This window comes from Streptomyces sp. NPDC002580 (assembly GCF_042889485.1).
Lineage (GTDB): Bacteria > Actinomycetota > Actinomycetes > Streptomycetales > Streptomycetaceae > Streptomyces.
Window position 1 is genome coordinate 343,729 of the sequence record NZ_JBIAQZ010000001.1, and the last position, 18,448, is coordinate 362,176.

The 18,448-nt window shown below is 73.7% G+C and carries 15 protein-coding genes and 1 pseudogene; 5 read left to right on the plus strand and 11 right to left on the minus strand.

Annotation, left to right across the window (positions count from 1 at the left end):
• Positions 1-39: 39 nt before the first annotated feature.
• On the plus strand, positions 40-1,074 hold the full coding sequence (locus ACFYW7_RS01470) for a chaplin (protein WP_389496964.1): 1,035 nt from the start codon (positions 40-42) through the stop codon (positions 1,072-1,074).
• 78 nt (positions 1,075-1,152) lie between these two features.
• Here ACFYW7_RS01470 and ACFYW7_RS01475 read toward each other — a convergent pair whose 3' ends face one another.
• Positions 1,153-2,424: an NAD(P)-binding domain-containing protein gene (locus ACFYW7_RS01475; protein WP_389496965.1), complete on the minus strand. Its 1,272-nt coding sequence runs from the start codon at positions 2,422-2,424 to the stop codon at positions 1,153-1,155.
• Entirely contained in the window at positions 2,424-3,884 is a 1,461-nt protein-coding gene (locus tag ACFYW7_RS01480; RefSeq protein ID WP_389496966.1) for an ATP-grasp domain-containing protein, read from the minus strand. The genes ACFYW7_RS01475 and ACFYW7_RS01480 overlap by 1 nt, the downstream gene beginning before the upstream one ends.
• Positions 3,885-4,144: 260 nt before the next feature.
• On the opposite strand from ACFYW7_RS01480, the pseudogene ACFYW7_RS01485 reads away from it, so the two are divergent.
• Positions 4,145-5,569, plus strand: a pseudogene (locus tag ACFYW7_RS01485) (glycoside hydrolase family 26 protein); the annotation flags it as partial.
• A gap of 461 nt (positions 5,570-6,030) precedes the next feature.
• Here the strand turns inward: ACFYW7_RS01485 and ACFYW7_RS01490 are convergent.
• From ACFYW7_RS01490 to ACFYW7_RS01530, 9 genes are read right to left on the minus strand one after another with little or no spacing between them, the layout of a single operon-like run.
• A complete protein-coding gene (locus ACFYW7_RS01490; RefSeq protein ID WP_389496967.1) occupies positions 6,031-7,158 on the minus strand; it encodes a GNAT family N-acetyltransferase in 1,128 nt (375 codons plus the stop codon).
• Positions 7,155-7,811, minus strand: a complete 657-nt coding sequence (locus ACFYW7_RS01495; protein ID WP_389496968.1) for a lipopolysaccharide biosynthesis protein — start codon at positions 7,809-7,811, stop codon at positions 7,155-7,157. The genes ACFYW7_RS01490 and ACFYW7_RS01495 overlap by 4 nt, the downstream gene beginning before the upstream one ends.
• A 16-nt stretch (positions 7,812-7,827) precedes the next feature.
• Complete coding sequence (locus ACFYW7_RS01500; RefSeq protein ID WP_389496969.1) at positions 7,828-8,940, minus strand: glycosyltransferase; 1,113 nt, start codon at positions 8,938-8,940, stop codon at positions 7,828-7,830.
• Positions 8,940-9,701, minus strand: coding sequence for a polysaccharide deacetylase family protein (locus tag ACFYW7_RS01505; protein ID WP_389496970.1), 762 nt, complete (start codon positions 9,699-9,701; stop codon positions 8,940-8,942). The genes ACFYW7_RS01500 and ACFYW7_RS01505 overlap by 1 nt, the downstream gene beginning before the upstream one ends.
• Positions 9,685-11,625, minus strand: a complete 1,941-nt coding sequence (gene murJ / locus ACFYW7_RS01510) for a murein biosynthesis integral membrane protein MurJ (RefSeq protein ID WP_389496971.1) — start codon at positions 11,623-11,625, stop codon at positions 9,685-9,687. The genes ACFYW7_RS01505 and murJ overlap by 17 nt, the downstream gene beginning before the upstream one ends.
• Positions 11,622-13,034 carry an O-antigen ligase family protein gene (locus tag ACFYW7_RS01515; protein ID WP_389496972.1) on the minus strand — a complete coding sequence of 471 codons (1,413 nt, stop codon included), beginning with the start codon at positions 13,032-13,034 and terminating at the stop codon, positions 11,622-11,624. Before ACFYW7_RS01515 ends, murJ begins: the two co-directional genes overlap by 4 nt.
• Before the next feature lie 4 nt (positions 13,035-13,038).
• Complete coding sequence (locus ACFYW7_RS01520) at positions 13,039-14,475, minus strand: exopolysaccharide biosynthesis polyprenyl glycosylphosphotransferase (protein WP_389496973.1); 1,437 nt, start codon at positions 14,473-14,475, stop codon at positions 13,039-13,041.
• A complete protein-coding gene (locus tag ACFYW7_RS01525) occupies positions 14,472-15,671 on the minus strand; it encodes a glycosyltransferase (RefSeq protein ID WP_389496974.1) in 1,200 nt (399 codons plus the stop codon). Before ACFYW7_RS01525 ends, ACFYW7_RS01520 begins: the two co-directional genes overlap by 4 nt.
• A gap of 40 nt (positions 15,672-15,711) precedes the next feature.
• A complete protein-coding gene (locus tag ACFYW7_RS01530; RefSeq protein ID WP_389496975.1) occupies positions 15,712-16,866 on the minus strand; it encodes a DUF3344 domain-containing protein in 1,155 nt (384 codons plus the stop codon).
• A gap of 317 nt (positions 16,867-17,183) precedes the next feature.
• Here ACFYW7_RS01530 and chpG point away from each other — a divergent pair, with 317 nt between their 5' ends.
• The 3 genes from chpG (at position 17,184) to ACFYW7_RS01545 (ending at position 18,311) form a co-directional block, all read left to right on the plus strand.
• Positions 17,184-17,423: a chaplin ChpG gene (gene chpG / locus ACFYW7_RS01535; protein ID WP_389496976.1), complete on the plus strand. Its 240-nt coding sequence runs from the start codon at positions 17,184-17,186 to the stop codon at positions 17,421-17,423.
• A 259-nt stretch (positions 17,424-17,682) separates the two neighbouring features.
• The gene (locus ACFYW7_RS01540) at positions 17,683-17,985 is read left to right on the plus strand and encodes a hypothetical protein (protein WP_389496977.1); all 303 of its coding nucleotides are present in this window, start codon (positions 17,683-17,685) and stop codon (positions 17,983-17,985) included.
• Between the two features lie 86 nt (positions 17,986-18,071).
• Positions 18,072-18,311 (plus strand): chaplin, encoded by a 240-nt coding sequence (locus ACFYW7_RS01545; RefSeq protein ID WP_389496978.1) that lies wholly within the window; start codon positions 18,072-18,074, stop codon positions 18,309-18,311.
• Positions 18,312-18,448 lie beyond the last annotated feature (137 nt).

Sequence of the window (18,448 nt, forward strand, 5' to 3'; positions counted from 1 at the left end):
GGCCGGCCTCACTTCTACCAACAGGAAGACAGAACAAGAGTGCGACAGAACCTGAGTAGGGGAGTGGCCGTGGCCGCGGCCGCGACGGGCTTCATGTCCCTGTACGCGAGTCCGGCCTTCGCGGACTCGAAAGCGGCCGCGACCGCCGCCGACTCACCCGGCGTGCTGTCCGGAAACAACATCCAGGTCCCGGTGAACGTGCCGGTGAACCTGTGCGGCAACACGGTCGACATCATCGCCGCGCTCAACCCGTCCTTCGGCAACTCCTGCGTCAACGGCGGGGGTTCGCACGGCCCGCAGGCCGCCCCGCACCGGTCGGCGCACGAGACCGACCCCGGCCGCGGCAGGGGAGGCGAGGTCCGTCAGGGCGGCGCCGGCCACGCGGGCGGCGGCTACGGCGGACACGACGGCCGTTCCGGCCACGGCGACTCGGGCTACGGCGCCCACGGTGGATACGGCGGCGAGCGCGCCGGCTCGGGTCACGGCGGCTCGGGATACGGCGGCTCGGGATACGGCGGTTCAGGGTACGGAGACTCGGGATACGGAGACTCCGGCCACGGCCACTCCGGACGTCAGGGTTCCGGCCACGGCGACTCGGGCGGCCACCACGGGGGTCGGGACGGCTCCTCGGCGTACGGCGGGGCGTACGGCTCGCCGGGTGTCCTGTCGGGCAACCACGCGGAGATCCCGGTGGACGTCCCGGTCGAGGTCTGCGGCAACTCGGTGAACGCGGTCGGCCTGGGCAACCCCGCGTTCGGCAACCAGTGCGGCCATCACCACGGCCCGGAGGGCCACGCGACGACTCCGCACGCGCCCTGCACCCACCCGCACCCGCCCAGGGCCCACGAGCAGCCGCCGACGGAGACTCCGTTCACGCCGACCTCGTACAACCCGCCCGGCGTCCGTGAGCAGCCGCCCGCCCCGCCGGTCGCGGTGCACCGGCAGTACACCCCGCCGCAGACGCTGGCCGAGACCGGCGGCGAGGGGCTGTTCGCCACCTCGGCCGCCAGTGCCGCCCTGCTGGCGGGTGGCGCCCTGCTGTACCGGCGAAACCGGTTCGCGGCCCGTCCGTGACGCTCCGCCCCGGGTGCCGGACGCGCGTCCCCGCGTCCGGCACCCGGGGCGATCGTGGCGCCCGGTCCGCCGTCGGCGTCAGTGCCCGGAGCCGAGCCCCAGGTCCGATCCCCGCCGACGGCGCGCCCCGGGAGCCGGAATCCGTCCGCCGGCCGGTCCCGTGCGCAGCCGTCGCCGTACACCGCGCACGAGGGTGCCCGCCGTGAAGCCGGTCCCGTGCACGAAGCGCATGGCGGGCCCGAAACCGGAGGCGGTGATCAGACCCGCCATGAAGAGACCCGGCACCGACGACTCGAAGTCCCGGCCGAGGTACGGGGAGCCGTCGGGCACCGCGGCCAGGCTCGCGCGCAGATCGTCGTCGAGCAGGCCCAGCCGCTCGCGCCGCGCCCTGAACCCCGTGGCCGCGATGACGTGGTCGGTCTCCAGACACCTCGCCGTGCCGTCCCGGTCCACCGTTTCGAGCCGTACCCCGATGCCCGAGGTGTAGGCCGAGGTGACCTCGTGGCCCAGCATCAGCTCGACCACCGGCTCGACACGGTCGCGCACCCACCAGGCACCCGCCGGGCCCAGCGCGCCGGCCGTGATCCGAGCCCGGGTGGGTTCGGGCAGCCGGCGGAAGACACCGGGGCGCTCGGCGTAGAACCAGTTGCGCCAGCCGCAGCCCAGACCGCTGTGCGGGGCGCGGGCGGACCGCCACCACGGCCGCTCCAGAGCGGGCGGCACGTCGTTCCAGCCCAGCCGGTCGGCGCGGGCCAGGACCCTTGCCCGGGTGCCCTGTTCGGCGAGCAGGGCCGCGGTCTCCAGGGCCGCCTGGCCACCGCCGATCACCGTGACGTCACGCCCCCGGAAGCGCGCGAGGTCAGGGTGATGGCTGCTGTGCGACACCTGCTCGGGGCCGAGGGCGCTCAGCGCCGCCGGCACCTCGACGAAGGGCATCACGCCGATGGCCAGGGCGACCGTGCGGGCCCGCAGCACCTCGCCGTCGTCGACCAGGGCCTCGAAGCCCCCCGGGCAGGCCCGTACGCGGACGGCCATGCGTTCGTCGACCCCGGGCACGGCGTTGCGGGCGAACCACAGGCCGTAGGAGGCGAACAGCTCGACCGGGATCGGCTCGCCGTGCCGGGCCGCCACACCCCGGCCCGCGCAGTACGTCTCCAGGCGCAGCCGGCCGTCGGGGTCGGAGAGGCTGGACGCCCACGGCTCCGACTTCAGGAACATGCCGCGGGGCATGTGGTCCCGCCAGGACGCCATGGGCCGGCCGAGGACGCGCAGGCTCAGCCCGGCCGCCGCGGCGTGGGACGCGATGGACAGGCCGTACGGGCCGGCTCCCACCACCAAGAGGTCGTACATCAGCAGCTGCTCGCTTTCTCGTCGTCGGCGGGGAGGCGGGTCACGGACCCCGCGGGGAGGGCGGCCGGGCGGGCGGTCACGTGACGGCGCCGGGCATCCGCGCGCGGGACCGGGCCGCCGCGCGGCCGTACGACGGTCGAGTCCGCGCCGACCGGGCTCCCCGCCCCCGTCGCGGCCCCGCGCGGTCCGGCCGTCGCCCCGGGTGTCTGGCGCGGCGGGCCGGCCGTCGGTCCGGAGACCCGGGGCGACGCGACCGCTCGCGCCCCGGCGGCCGGGCCGGGCAGCGGACGGCCGGCGCGCTGCGTCAGGCGCGAGGCCACATGGCGGGCCCACAGCCCCCACAGCGCCCTCCCCGGGGCGCGGTCGTCCAGCGCGTGCCAGGCCAGTTCCCGCCCGGCGGGCCGAGGACGCAGCGCCCCGAACGGGGCGTAGTTCTCCACCACGAACGTCCGGCCCGGCAGGGGTGCCGGCGCGGGCAGCGGACGGTGGGTCAGATCCAGGTGCAGGGCGCGTACGACGTCCAGGCCCGACCCGTCCGCGAACAGCCGGAACTGGGCTCCGGGACGGGGGTTGAAGTCGAGCAGGTGATAGCGGCCGTCCTCGGCGTCCCGGCGGAAGTCGAGGTCGAAGATGCCGCGGTAGCCCAGGGCCTCGGTGAGCCTCTCGACGAGGGACTGGAGCCGCGGGTTGGGCGTCCAGCGGCCGACCACCGTGAGGCCCGCGCCGCGGGGCCACGCACGGTGCTTGCGCCCGGGGCCGCCTCCGTGGGTCACGCCGGACCGGTCGACGTATCCGTGGAAGAACCAGTCGCGGTCGTGCCCCGGCGGCAGGAAGGCCTGGAGCAGCAGCCGGCTGCCCGCCTCCTCGGTGCGCAGATACAGGGCCCGCGCCTCCCGCTCCGAGCGGACCACCACCGTGCTGCGCAGGCCCGTCCCGGCCGGGATCAGCCAGGGGCGGCTCCACTTGGCCACCACGGGCAGCCCGAGTCGCGCGGCCGCGGCGGACGCCTGGGCCGCGCTCCGCGGAACCAGGGTCACCGGGTGCGGAACGCCCGCGCTCTCGCACACGGCGGCCAGTTCGGCCTTGTCGGCGACGCGTTCGGTCAGGGCGACGGGCTGCCGGGGCAGCAGGAACCCGGAGGCGAGTTCCTCGTTCAGCCGGCTCACGGCCAGGGCGCTCGCGTCATCCATAGGGACCAGTACGGCCGGGCGGGAAATCCGGGCGGCCACTCGGCGCAATACGGCGGCGATGTCGGCGGTGGAGGAACCGGGCGGCGGCGGGGGATGCGTTGCGCACACAAAGCGCGATCTGCGGACGGGACTTCCCTCGGAATCGGCGACGACGTGCACCTCCACACCGGCTCTGCCGAGTGAGCGTGCGGCTCCCAGCGTTCCGTGGTGAAAGGGGTTCCGGTCGATACGCAGCAGGACGGCGGGGACCCGGGTGTCGAGAGTCGGCACGGGCTTCCTTCGGATCGGGGGCAGGGGGGGCAGGGGGCGGGATCGGGATCGGCGAGGGGCCGGGGCGGGAACGGAGGGGCGACGCGCCGGGAACGCGGACGGCGGGAACGCGGGCCGACGCGGTGACGGGGGCGGGTCACCCGTGTGAGTGATCATCAGAGGCCGAGGCCGAGGGCTCCGTTGGCTGAGGAGGGATTTGTATGACTGCCTGTCAGTAATCGGAATGCACATCGGAGTGCCAAGAGGAGAGAGGAGCAGGCGTGGCCCCAGAGCAGCAACGGCCCAGGAACAGAAGACTGGCGTTCGTCGCGGCCGGCATCGTCACGTCGGTCGCCCTTGCGTCGGGTCCGGGATACGCCCTGGGCGCCGGGTCGGTGCGGGTGGGAGACCCGCCGGCTCCGACACCCACGGCGACGACACCGCCCGTGACCTCCTCGACCACCGGCGACGGCGCGACCCCGGCCGGGTCGTCGGCGCCCGCCGGCCCGGCCGGGGCTTCCACCGTGCCCGTGCGGCCCGTCGCGACCACCGCGACCGGAACGACGCCCATGCCGTCCGCCGCACAGACCCCGGCCGCACAGACCCCGGCGGCCCAGGCCCCCGCCGCACAGACTGCCGCGGCGCCGGCTCCTGCGGCACAGGCTCCTGCCGGGCAGGGCTCCCTCAAACAGCGCCCCGCCGGACTGCCCCCGTTCGGCGCCTACCTCGACTCCGGGCCCAGGGGTATCGCCCGTATGGAACAGCTCAGCCAGTGGCTGGGCGGCACCGACCTGCGGGTCGCGCACACGTATCTGCCCGGCGGCCACTGGAGCGACATCGAGGGCGCTCCCGGATTCCTGGACGCCTGGGCGGACTGGCGGCGCGAGCGGGACGACCGGATGTTCGTGCTCAACGTCCCGATGATGGAGCGCAACGAGGACGGGCTGTCCGACGACGAGGTCCGCCCGTTGCTGCGCCAGGCCGCCGACGGGGCCTTCGACCACCACTTCCGCGCGCTCGCCGAGCGGCTCGTCCAGCTGAAGGTGCCCGACACGGTCGTCGTGCTCGGCTGGGAGATGAACGGCATCACGTACACCCATCGCTGTGGTCCCGACCCGGAGGCCTGGAAGAGGTACTGGAACAGGATCGTCACCACCATGCGGGCGGTGCCGGGCCAGCGGTTCCGGTTCGACTTCGCCCCGAACCGCGGCCTGGACGGCGTTCCCTGGACCGAGTGCTATCCGGGGGACGACACGGTCGACGTCATCGGCATGGACTCGTACGACCAGCCGTCGGGACTTTCGTTCGACGAGCAGGTGACGGAGCCGTACGGGCTCCAGGCGCAGGTGGACTTCGCGAGAGCCCACGGCAAGCCCATTTCCTATCCTGAATGGGGGCTTTTCCGGAACGGTGACAACCCCACGTACGTGAAGCGCATGCTCGCGTGGATGGGCGAGCACAAGCCGCTGTACAACACGCTCACCGACTACTGCCCGCACGGCGTGTGGCAGTGCGAGGACAACCCGCAGGCGTCCGAGGTCTACCGCGCCGCGCTGTCCGACCTCGCCGGCCCGGCGACGGATCCGACGCCGACCCCGGTCCCGACGACAGATCCGACTCCGGCCCCGACGACGGCACCGACTCCCGTGCCGACGCCGACGCCGACGCCGACACCGACTCCGACGCCGGTCCCGACCACCGATCCGAGTCCGGTTCCGACGGTTCTGACGCCTACGCCTACGCCCACTCCGGCTCCGGTGAAGACGACGGGTCCGACCTCGGTTCTGACGCCTACACCGACTCCGGCTCCGGTGAAGACGACGGATCCGACGCCGGTCACGACGCCGACCCCGACGTCGACCCCGGAGACCAAGGAGCCGATCGCGGTCCCGGCATCCACGCCGTCCCCGGACCCGACGCCGTCCCCGGCCTCGACAACCGAGCCGGACCCCGACCCGACATCGACGCCGGACCCGCTCGAGCCCGTCGCGCCCGCGTCACCGCCCGGTTGCTCGAAGCTGGAGCTCGGCGAGTGGGTGGAGTACTGGATCGGCGGACCGGTGTGCCTGAACCTCGACTGGACGGGACCCGACTGGGCGGCGCCCGCCTGGTGGTCGAGCGACTGGTGGTCGCGCGACAGGTGAGCCCCGGGTGGCGGCGGGCCGGTTCAGGCCCCGCCGCCACCGCGTTCCCTCCAGCTCCTCAGCAACTCCTTGCCCCGCCGGCGCGCGGCGACGTCGAAGACGACGGCGGACATGAGCGCCGCCGTACGCCGGCGGGCCAGGAGCAGCCGCTGGTTGACGACGGGCTCCGGGCGCCAGTGGCGCTTGTAGGGCTCGTCGCCCCGCAGCAGGCTCAGCGCCCCGCGCCCGCCCGCCTCGGTGTGCCGGGAGCAGGCGTCGAGCAGTATCACCGCCACGTCCGCCTTGCGCTCACGCAGTCGCGGATGGGCACCGTAGAGATAGCCGCCCGCCAGGCGGCGCGACAGCAGCGTGAGGTCCACGGCCATCACGGTGTCGTCGAGCCGGAACTCGGTGACCACCGCGTCCCCGGACCGCACCATCGGGCCCACCGAACGGACCAGATGTTCCGAGAACCGCTCATGAAGGTGCTCGGACGTCACCTTCCGGCCCTCCCACTGCAACGCGTGCAGCTCGAGCAGACGGCGCAGCGCCAGGTCCACCTCGTCGGGGGCCACCACCCGCTGTTCGACGCCGAGCGCGGTGAGTTTGCGCAGTTTGGCGCGTACCCGCTGGGCCTTGGACGAGGGGAGGCGGTTGACCAGCTCGTCCATCGAGGTGGCCGGCAGCTCCAGGCACAGGGAATCTTGGAGCCGGCGGCGCGGGCCGCGCCAGTGCTCGTAGATCCGCTCCGCCGCACCGCCGGGGCGGACCTCGCGGAAGTCGATCAGCCCGGTCCGTGCGGCGGCCGACAGGCCGGCGGTGAGCAGTTCCGCCGCCCGGTCGGCGTGCTCGTCGTCGAGGAGCACGTCCGCGTAGTCGGAGATCGCCCCGCCGAGCGGCACGAGCGCGGGCAGCGGACGGCGGACCCGCATCAGGGGCGCGACCGCGAGCAGTTCGTCCCCCTCGCGGACGACCACCAGACGCAGCCTTCCCGGTGTTCCGTACGACAGCCACCAGGAATGCAGCCACGCGTGACTCTGGAACGCGGTCGCGGCGGCGCACCGTCGGTACAGCCGCCCCCAGGCCTGCGCCAGGTCGGCGAACTCCCGCTCGTCGGTGATGATCTCGGCTCGCGCGGCCCTGCGTACGCCGGCGTGGAGAGTCCCGTTCACAGCTGTCCGTGCACGTCGGCGGCGGTGGCCGGGCCGGGGACGGAGGCCGGGCGGACGGTGTCGGCGACCCGCCGGGGGCGGACGAGCAGCACCAGTCCGCCGAGCAGCCCGCCCGCGCTCGCGCCGACCAGACCCGTCACCGTCGGGGACGGAGAGGACGCCGAGATCGGCTTCACCGCGCGGGAGAACGACAGGAGCTCGACGTGCGTGCTGTTGCGGCTGTCGTTGGCGTGCCGGGTCAGGGAGCTGCTGACGGCGTTGGCCATGGCGGCGGCGCGCCCGGGGCGCGAGGAGGTGGCCGAGACGGCGACCATCGGAGCGTCCGGGGACGTCGCCGTCCGCACGCTCGCCTGGAGTGTCTTCATCGGCACACCGGCCCGCACCTGCGCGTCACCGAGCACGGCGAGCTGGGTGGCGACCCGGCCGTAGGCCTGGGCGAAGCCGAGCGCGGCCGACGGATCGCCCTTGTCCGTGGGGACGGCGATGACGTAGCTCGTGGCCGTGTACGTCGGGGGCTTCACCACGCCGTAGGCGCCGCCGAGCAGGCCCCCGAGCACGACTCCGGCGGCGAGCAGCGACCACGACGGCGTGGTCTTCACCCGGACGAGGGTCGTCCCCGGGGAACGGTGACCCCTGGTGAGGTTTTCGGACATGAGGAACTCACTCCAGTCAGGTGCGCGAGACAGCGGCCGCGTACACGTCCATGAGCTGTGCGGCGCTGCGGGTGATGCAGTAGTGGTGGGCGGCCTCCGCGGCGGAGCGGGGCGAGGGACCCGCCGCGCGGACGTCCGTCAGGGCGCGCGCGAACGAGTCGGCGCCGCCCCGGACCCGGACGGCACCGCGGGTTGCCTCGGGAGGCAGGTCCTGGACGGCCGGGCAGGAGACGTACCGGACGGGGAGCCCGGCGGCCATGGCCTCCACGACGGCCAGGCCGAACGCCTCCTCGGGGCTGGGCGAGGCGAGGACGTCCATGGCTCCCATCAGCGACGGCAGATCGGCGCCGGGGGAGCCGCCGGTGGGGCGCTCGCCGGTGAACAGGACCCGGTCCGCGACCCCGGCGTCGTGCGCGGCGCGCCGCAGCACGCTCTCCTCCGTACCGCCGCCGACCAGCAACAGCCAGCAGTCGCCCGGCAGTTCGGCCAGGGCGCGGATCAGGACGTCGAACCGCTTGCCCGCCGCGAGCCGGCCGACGCCGCCGACGACGTAGGCGCCCTCGGGCAGTCCGAGCCGGCGGCGGGTGCGTTCGCGCAGCAGCGGGTCGAAGCGGAAGCGGGCGACATCGACGCCGTTCGGCACGATCTCGATGCGCGGCCCCGGCACACCCCAGCGGCGCAGCCGTTCGGCGACCGTGGGCGACACGGCGACGGTGGAGCGGCCGAGCCGCTCGCTGGCCAGGTACAGGGCGCGGACGCCCGAGCTGAGCCGGCGGCCCTCCATCTGGGAGTCGCCGAGCGAGTGCTCGGTGGCCACGACGGCCCGCACCCCGGCCAGCCGGGCGGCGAGCCTGCCGTACACGCAGGCCCGGTAGAGGTGGGTGTGGACGAGGTCGTAGCGGCCCGCGCGGATCACCTTCACCAGGCGGGGGAGCGCGGCGAGATCGCGGTTGCCGGCCATGCCGAGATGGATGACGCGGACGCCGTCCTCGGCGAGTCCGTCGGCGACCGTCCCCGGGTTGGTGAGCGTCACGACGTCGCACTCGACGGGCAGATGCCGCAGCAGGAGCCGCAGTTGCTGTTCTGCCCCGCCGATGCCGAGGCCGGTGATGATGTGCAGCGCCTTCATCAGACCCCCTCGGCCGGCCGTCGGCGCAGCCGGTGCAGCTTGTGCTTCAGGAACAGGCGTACGGGGGTGTCGTTCTCGCCGATGTGCACGCGGGGGAGGGCGTACGGGCCGGTCAGCGGGCCGGGGTCGATCGCGCAGCCGTAGCCGTACCCGGCCTCGCGGACGGCGTCGACGACGCGGCGGTCGATGGTTCCGTAGGGGTAGCAGAAGCCGTCGACGGGAGCACCGATCACCTCGGAGAGCGCCGCTCTGCTTCCCGCGACCTCGGCGTGCAGCAGGGCGTCGTCGGCCTTCGTCAGATCGACGTGCGTGAGTCCGTGCGAGCCGACCTCGATGCCCTCGGAGGCGGCGGCGAGCCGGATGCCCTGCTTGGTCAGCAGCGGCTTGCGGGGGCCCAGCGGGTCCCAGGCGTTGTCGCCGCCGAGCCGCCCGGGCAGCACGAAGAGGGTGGCGCCGAAGCCGTGCCGCCGCAGGATCGGGAGGGCGGTGTCGACGAAGTCGGTGTACCCGTCGTCGAAGGTCAGACCCACCAGGTCCTGCCCCTGTCCGCGCGCACGGGCCGCGAGCAGCTCCGTCATGCGCACCCCGCGCAGCCTGCGCCGGCGCAGCCAGCCCAGCTGCCGGTCCAGGCGGTCCGGGGAGACCGTGACGCGGTACGGGTCGTCGGAACAGTCCCCGACGGAGTGGTACATCGCCACCCAGGGCGGCGCGTCGAGGGAGTTCGTGCCGGTACGCCTGCTGCTGTCAGCGGAAACGGGCATGCGGAACCCTTCGTGTGACGGAACGGAGTGCGGATGCGAACCCCTCGACCCGGAAGGCCCAGGCCAGCAGGGTGAAGACGACGGTCACGACCGTGCCGCCGACGACGAGGCCGAGCAGCGGGGAGTCCGGGCGGCTCGCGCACAGACCTCCGGCCGCCGCGGCGACCAGGGCGGCCCGCAGCGGTTTGCCGATCTCGGTCACCACCTTGCGGGTGCGGATCGGCACGCTGCGCGGCCCCATGCCGTACAGCAGGAGCAGCGCGCTGAGGGTGATGCCGGTCGCGTTGGCGACGGCGATCCCGCGGACCCCCCAGGGGCCGACGGCCAGGACGCCGATCAAGGAGGTGGTGATGATCCCGGCGGTCATCGCGAACAGCGGGTACCAGGTGGGCCGCACCGAGGAGAAGTAGGAGCGCACGAGCGCGCCGACCAGGGTGTGGCCCAGCAGCCCGAGGGCGTACACCCGCATGACGGTCGCCGTGGCCGCCGTGTCCCCGGCGGTGAACGCGCCGCGCTGGAACAGCAGCTGGATGATCTGCGGGGCGCACGCGACGACCGCCGCCGTGCCCAGGAGCACCGTGCAGGAGACGAGCGCCAGATCGCGTTCCACCCGGTCGCGGGCCCGCTCGGTGTCACCCTCGGCGATCGCCTGCGCGACCACCGGGAAGGTGACCGTGCACAGCATCAGCGAGAGGACCATCGGCATCTGGGCCACTTTCTGGGCGTAGTTCAGATGCGAGATGGCCCCGGCGGGCAGGGAGGAGGCCAGGAAGCGTTCGACGAGGACCTGGGACTGCCGGCACAGGGCGAAGAGCAGCACCGTGCTGAGGAGGGTCAGGTCCATCGGGCGGGCCGGCTCACCGCCCAGGGCGTCGTGCGCCGACCGCCCGCTCCGAAGCTGGCGCCACAACGAGGGCCCCTGCGCCACCACTATGAGCGCGCCGCCGACCGCGACCCCGAGCGCGGCCGACCGCACGCCCCAGCGGTCCCCGAGGACGAACATCGCCGTGATGATCCCGGTGTTGTACGCCACGTAGATCGCCGCGGGCGCCACGAACCGCCGGTGCGCCCGCAGCGCCGCGCTGCAGTACCCGGCGAGCCCGAAGGAGAACACGCAGGTCGCGGTCAGCCGGGTGCAGTCCACCGCGAGCCGGGGGTCGGGCAGGCCGGGGGCGAGCGCCGCGACCAGGTACGGAGCCCCGGCGATCAGCAGCGCGCCGACGGCCGCGAAGGCGAGCGTCAGCCGGGGCAGGGTGGCGGCGACCAGCGCGCGTACGGGATCACCCGCCGCGCCCTGGGCCCGCCGGGTCACGGCCACGCTGAAGGCGGGGATCAGCACGAAGGCCAGCCCGTCCTCGATCAGCAGCGTCGCCGCGAACTCCGGCAGCGTCCACGCGACGAGGAACGCGTCCGTGTCCGACCCGGCCCCGAACAGATGCGCCAGCGCCTGGTCCCGGCCGAGACCCAGCAGGGCCCCGGCGATCGAGAGCGCGACGGTGACGAGAGCCGCCTTGGCGAGAAACCCGTTGGAGGTCGCTTCGGGCCGTCCGGACCCCTTCCGGGGAACGGCGGGTGCGGCGGGGCCGGGAGGAGCGGTACGGGCGGAGGGGAAGGGGCCCCGTCGGCCGCCCGCCACCGACGGCCGGCGGCCCCGCCCCGCGTCCGTACTCGCGTCCGTGTTCCTGTTCGGGTCCGCGTCCGGGTTCGTGTCGGTGCCGGCGCCCGGCATCGCGTCCCCGCCCATGCCCATGTCCATGTCGGGGGCCGCGCCCGTGTTCGCCCCCGCGCCTGTTGCCCCCGTGCCCGTCCCCGAGCCCGTCCCCGTGCCCGAACCCGTCCCCGTGCCCGTGCTCGTGCTCGTCCCCGTGCTCGTCCCCGCGCCCGTGTCCGGGTCTTCCCCCGCCCTGGGAGGCGTCATCGTCATCGCGCCACGGTCGCTTCCGCCACGGAGGGGACCGGTGTCGTCGCGCCGGGGCCGACGGACGCCGACGCGTCCATCAGCGCCCACCAGCCGACGAGGCCGAAGACGACGGCCGTCAGGACGGTGGAGGGGCCGCCGATGTCCGCGTACACGAAGTCGGTCAACTGCCAGACGAGCAGCCCGCACGCGACGAGCGCGCAGTCCGTGCCGGGCGGTGTCCGGTCCGGGGGCGGGCCCGGATCCGCCGGGTCCCGGCCCGCCCGGCGTACGCGGACGAGCCCGCGCAGCGCGCACACCAGGAGCGCGAGCCAGCTGCCCGCGAGGGCGACCAGCCCGATCAGTCCCTGCTCGCCGAGGACGAGGAGATACATGTTGTGCGGCGAGAGCAGCGCCTGCTTGTGGAAGGCGGCCCCCGCGCCCGCGATGTCGCTGCCCGAGGAGAGGGCGAGCGAGGCGTGGCCGTCCCGGTTGTCCGGGAACCCCTTCAACCCGACGCCCGTCAGCGGGTGTTCGCGCCACATGTCGATGGCCGCCGCCCACATCGTGTACCGGTCGATCACCGACTGGTCCGGCGCGTCCGCGACCTGCGTGATGCTGGTCATGCGCTCCTGGAGCATCGCGGTGCCGACGCCGAGCCCGCCCACGAGGATCACCCCGGCCGCCGCCACCGCGGCGCCCACCTTCACCGCGCGCCGCAGCCCCGCCAGCAGCAACTGCGCGCCGCAGGCCACGCCCGTGGCGATCCACGCGCCCCGGCTGAACGACAGCGCGAGCGGCGCCAGCAGGGCCAGCGCGCACAGCACGGCGACGGCGCGCTGCCGCGCGGAGCACGTCCCCAGCGCGAGGGCCACGGCGCAGACCAGCCCGAAGGCGACCACCGCCGCCATGCCCATCACGTCGGTCGGCCCGAAGGTCCCGACCGCCCGGACGTCCTCGCCCTGGTACGAGGCGCCGGTCCCGGTGGCGTACTGCTGGACCCCGATCGCCCCCTGCCACAGCGCGAGGGCGACGAACGACCAGGTCAGCAGCCGGAAGTCGCGTCGGTCGCGCATCAGCAGCAGGACCGCGGCCGGGACCAGCACGAAGATCTGCAGATACCGGGCGAGGCCGGTGATCCCGGCCCCCGGGTCCGCCGCCCCGGCCGCCGCGACCGCGACGCCGACCACGGGGAGCCCGAGGACCAGCGCGGCCGTCGGGGACAGGGGGCGCCGCCGGCCCCGTAGGAGATGGACGGCGCACCAGAGGACGGCCAGACCGGACATGGCGTCCGCGGCGTTCGCGCCGCCCTCGTCGGTCGGCGTGATCGGCAGCCCGAGCAGCGCGACGACCGCGACGACGGGTAAGACCGGCAGAGCGCTCCGCAGCGCGGCGGTCAGCGTGTCCAGCGGGGCGACCGGCGGGGCCTGGCTCATCGGCTCAGCTTCCCGTCGGGCGGACGAGCGAGGCGGCCGTGCGCAGGAGGATGCAGACGTCCTGCCACAGCGACCAGTTGTCGATGTACGCGTTGTCGAAACGGCAGCGGTCCTCGATCGAGGTGTCGCCGCGCAGCCCGTTCACCTGGGCGAGCCCGGTGATGCCGGTGTGCATCCGGTGACGGGCCGCGTAGCCGGGGTAGGTCTGGCTGAACTGGGCCACGAAGTACGGTCGTTCGGGGCGCGGACCGACCAGGCTCATGTCGCCCCACAGGACGTTCAGCAACTGGAGCAGCTCGTCGAGCGAGGTGCGCCGCAGGAAGTGGCAGAAGCCGCTCATGTCGTGTTCGCCCGCCACGCTCCAGCGGGTCGCGGCCTCGTGCGCGTCGACCGGGCGGTGGGTGCGGAACTTCAGCAGCGTGAAGGGCCGTCCGTCCTTGCCGATGCGCTCCTGCCGGAACACCACCCCGGGTCCGTCGCTCAGCCGCAGGACGATCGCGCACACCAGCAGCAGGGGGCTGACCAGCAGCAACAGGGTTCCGGAGACGGCGACGTCGAGGAACCGCTTGCCGATGCTGGTGCGCTTCTCGAGGATCGACAGCCGCCGGCAGGAGAAGCCGGCCAGCGTGTGCCGGCCGTCCTCGTCGTACGACGGCGAGTCCGCGTCGACCTCCCACAGTTCGCAGCCCGCCTCGGCCAGCGCCCGCAGCATCGGCCCGCGCCGGCCGGGCGGCTCCGCGACGAGCACGGCCCGCACCCCGTTCTGGATGAGCGCCCGCTGCACCTCCTCGCCGGTGGTGAGCACCGGCAGTCCGTCGAAACCGGCCGTCTGGTCGGAGACGACGCCGACCGGCTGCACCCCGCAGTTCGGATGGCGCAGGAAGGCCGCCGCCACCCGCTGCGCGGTCGCGGCGGGACCGATCACCAGGGCCGCGCGGGGCCGCAGCACGACCGCCCGGCGCCGCCGCCAGTGCACCGTGCCGCGGCCCGCGCAGCTCATCGCCGCCTGCGCGGCGCACCCGAGGGCCAGCGTCCGGGCCGACAGCGCGCCGCCCGGGGCGAACGCGGCGACCGCGGCGGCCAGCGCGCACCAGGTGACCACGATCCGCGCGCAGACGGTGGGCAGTTCGTCGAGGAAGACGGGTACGGGCGCCGGCCGGTACAGCGACGCCCGCGTGTTCAGCGCGACCACGCCCAGCAGCAGCGCGACGACGAACAGCGGGTACGGTCTGATCTCCGCGAGCGCCTGTCCGGTCACCAGCGCCGCCACGGCGTCGACGGCGGCCAGCGGCAGCCAGGAGGTGCTCCGGGCGGCGCGCCGGGGCCCGGCCGGCAACCTGAAACCGCTGCCGGGTTCGCGCGCGGGCATGACCGAGACGGGCGAGGATCCGTAGTCCCGGGGCTGTCCGCCGGGGGAGGGAACAGTGCTTTCCGCAGTCACGAGTGGATCGACTCCCTGCACTCGGTATGGTCCCCGCACCTGACGCTCCCGGCGTGCCGCGCCTGTCGGCCGGCCAGCAGTTCGCGGTACACCCCCGCGACCGCGTCGGCGGTGAGGCGCACGTCGTGCGTGGTCAGTACGTGGTCGCGTCCCCGGTGGCCGAGCGATGCGCGCAGCGGCGGATCGGACAGCAGCGCCCCGATCGCCGCCGCCAGTGCCTCCGGCTCGCGCGAGGCCACGAGGCACCGGGCGTCGTGGTCCGGCGGCAGGCTCTCCCGAGCGCCGTCCACGTCCGTCATCACGACCGGACGCCCGCAGGCCATGGCCTCCAGCGGAGCCAGCGCCATGCCCTCCCAGCGGGACGGCAGCACCACCAGATCGGCGGCCTGGTACCAGGGGACGGCGTCGGTGGCGGCTCCCGCGAACAGCACGTCGTGTCCTGCCGCGGCGCGCAGCCGGGCGGCGTCCGGCCCGTCCCCGACGAGCACGAGCCGGGCCCCGGGCACCTGCCGCAGCACCGAGGACCACGCCTCCAGCAGCAGGTCCTGCCCCTTCTGCCGGCACAGCCGCCCCACGCACACGACCAGCGGAGCCGCCGGATCGACCCCTTCGAGCAGGGGGATGCCGGCCCGTACGGTGTCCGCGGGCGCGGGGTGGAACCGCTCCGGGTCGACGCCGTTGGGGATCACCTGCCAGGGGGCGCGCACACCGGCGCGTACGCCGGTCATGCGCTCCGCCTCGCTCACACACACGACCCGGGAGGCCCAACGCGCGCCCCACCGCTCCCACCGCAGCGCGAGCGCCGCGGCGGCCCCGTCGACGGCCTCGAACGACCAGGCGTGCGGCTGGAACACGGTCGGCACCCGTCCGCGCAGCGCCAGCCGGGCCGCCAGTCCCGCCTTCGCGCTGTGCGCGTGCACCACATCGGGCCGGACGCGCGCCACGAGGCGGCCGAGGCGCCGCACCTCCTGGGCCAGCTGAGGGCCCGGCGCCCGCGTCGCGTGCCAGGGCCGTACGTCCGCGCCGAGCGCCCGCACCTCCCGGGCGAAGCCGTTGCCGTCCGGGCAGGCGAGGGTCACCCGCGTTCCGCCCGCGAGCTGGGTCCTGATGAGGTCGGTGACCACCCGGGCGACGCCGCCGTCGACCGGTTGCGTCACATGAAGGACCCGCGGCGGAGGGTCTGTTGGCAGATGCATGCGCGGTTCCTTGCTCACGGGCGGCGCGCCGGGGCGCGCGTCACTGCTTCGCGTCGACGGCGGCGAACAGTGCTCCGATCCAGGCCGCGTCCCGCTGCGAAACGATCCGGAAGGCCAACTGGTCACCCCCGGAGCGGATCCCCTTGCCAAGTTCGAGGACGTCCGAGTCGTAGCCGAGCGTGTTCGCGTAGGCGGGCACCCGTGCGGCCGTCGTGGGTCCGGGCTCGCTGATGGTCGAATTCAGCACGTCGTCACGGGGGTTGGCGGCGTCGCCCAGGACGGTCGGCGCCCCGCTGCCCGTCGAGACGGACAGCGAGTCGCCCTCGCGGCCCCGGTCGCCGTTGTACCCGACCAGGCCCACCCGGCCCTTCACGTTCTCGGGGAGGGCCAGCCGGCCCAGCCGCACCACGCGCTCCTCGCGCGGGCCGAGCGCGTCGAAGCCGTCCCACATCGCCAGATGCCTGAGCGGCTCCGACTTCTTCTCGTACGCCACCATCAGGGTCCAGCCGCCCCACGCCCCGGCGGCCGACCGGCCCTTGGCCACATTGACCTGGGCCACCGTGTAGAGCCCCGAACCGCTCGCCCGCACCAGCCGGGTGACGTCCGCCGACGCCTGGAACGCGTCGGCCCCACGGGCCACCCGGTGTCCGGCCGCACGGTCCGCGTGCAGACTCTTGTACGCGCCGCCGGGCTCGGCGATCAGCACCCGGCCGTTGTCCTTCGGCGGCTTCTGCTCGCCGACACGGAGGTTGCCGCCCCAGTACAGCCGCGCGTACGTGACGCGCGCGCCCTTCGGCAGACGGACTTCGGCACGACTGGAGTTGTAGGTGTTCGGGTCGTTGTCGACGTCGATGTAGAGCATGTCGAAGTCGCCGTTGGCGGCCGCCCCTCCGGCCCGCGCCCCCAGGCACGTGGGCGCCGTGGGGCGCGCGGTCCCGGCCGTTCTCACGGGGCCGCGCGGCCGGCCGGACGTCGTGGAACTCCGGCAGCTGATCGAGGAGTTGGCGGCGCGCACGATCCCGCCGTGCTGGAGCGCGCGGTACCGCTGGGCGAACGACGGCGTCCGCGCCTCCGCGGCGGGGGCCGGACCGGGGGGCGCCGCCGCGGAGGCGGGGACGCCCGGTGCCCAGAAGGTGGCGAGGACGGAGCAGCCCACGATCGCGCGGCGCAGCAGCAGGCCCGGGGAGATACGCATGACCGGCGGTGGCCTTTCGGGGAAACGGTTCTGGACCAGCGAACGGACGGAGAGCTTCGGATCGGATGGGTGCGCGCCGGCTCCCCGTCCTGGTCCCGACGCCGCCCGACGCCCGGTTTCCCGGCGCCCTCGGAGGTGCCCGACTCTAACCTCTGTCCTGATTTATCCATGAAAGCTGTGATGTGTGTCTGAACCGTGAAGCTCGGCCGTTCACGAGATCACTCTTTTGGAGGCACAACCCGCGTGTGCTCCACGCGTTGAATCCAGAGCCGGGCATCCCCGCCCGGATGTTGTGTCGATTCAAGGAGCACTTCCCCATGTCGCGTATCGCGAAGGGCCTGGCCCTGACCTCCGTTGCCGCCGCCGCTGTGGCCGGCACCGCTGGCATCGCCGCCGCCGACAGCGGCGCGCACGGCGTGGCCGCCCACTCCCCGGGCGTCCTGTCGGGCAACGTCATCCAGGTTCCCGTGCACATTCCGGTCAACGTCTGCGGCAACACCATCAACGCCGGCGGACTGCTGAACCCGGCGTTCGGCAACACCTGCGTCAACGGCTGACGTCAGCGCGGACCCTTCTGCCGGCCGTCCTCCCGAGAAGGGGGACGGCCGGTCCGCGTCGGGTCCGCCCCGCGGCGGCCCCGGCGGGTTCCCGCGCACGGTCCTGTCCGCGGCCTGGCGCGAGGGTGTGGCAGACCGTTCATTCGGGTGGGTGCGGGAATCTTTCGCTCATGGGGTTTCCAATCGCGTTCGGGGCTCGTTAGTCAGCGGGAGCAAGGAATTTCCTCGGGTGACATGAGTCGCCGAAGAAAGGAACACGATGAAGTCCCTCAAGGCCGCCGCTGTAGTCGCCGGATCCATGGTCATCGCGGGTGCCGCCGCGCCCGCCTTCGCCGCCGGAGCGTCGGGGGTCACCCCCTCCAGTCTCAATGGCGCCCTGGAGTCCGTCACCAGTCAGCGCTCGGTCAGTCTGCAGGACGCTCTGCCCCTGCAGCACCAGTCGAACGCGCTCGACACCGAGAACAAGAAGTCCCCCCTCAGCAGCGTGAACGGCGCGGCGAAGTCGCTCAACGCGGTCGGCGGTCCCGCGCAGCTTCTCGGCGGACTTCCCCTCAAGGGCTAGTCGTATTCTTTCGGCGCGTGTCTCTCCGTAACGCCTGCGAGTAATTCCCTAGAATCTCCATCAATTCTCCAAAGAAAGGGCTGACAATGAATAACGCCAAGAAGGCCGCACTGATTCTCGCCACCGCTGGAATGGCCGCTGGTGCCGCTGCGGGAAGCGCTGCCGCTGACTCCGGTGCGCAGGGCGTGGCCGCCCACTCCCCGGGTGTCCTGTCCGGTAACACCATTCAGGTTCCGGTGCACGTCCCGATCAACCTCTGCGGCAACACGATCAGCATCATCGGCGCGCTGAACCCGGCGTTCGGCAACACCTGCGTCAACGGCTGAGATCGTACGGCCGATGCGGCGAAAGGGTCGATTCCGCAGCTGCGGAATCGACCCTTCACGCTGTTCGAGCGACGTCCCTCGTTCGTGTGGTCACCCGTCCGGTCATCGCCCGGGCGGGTGAAATCACGTCAGAATCC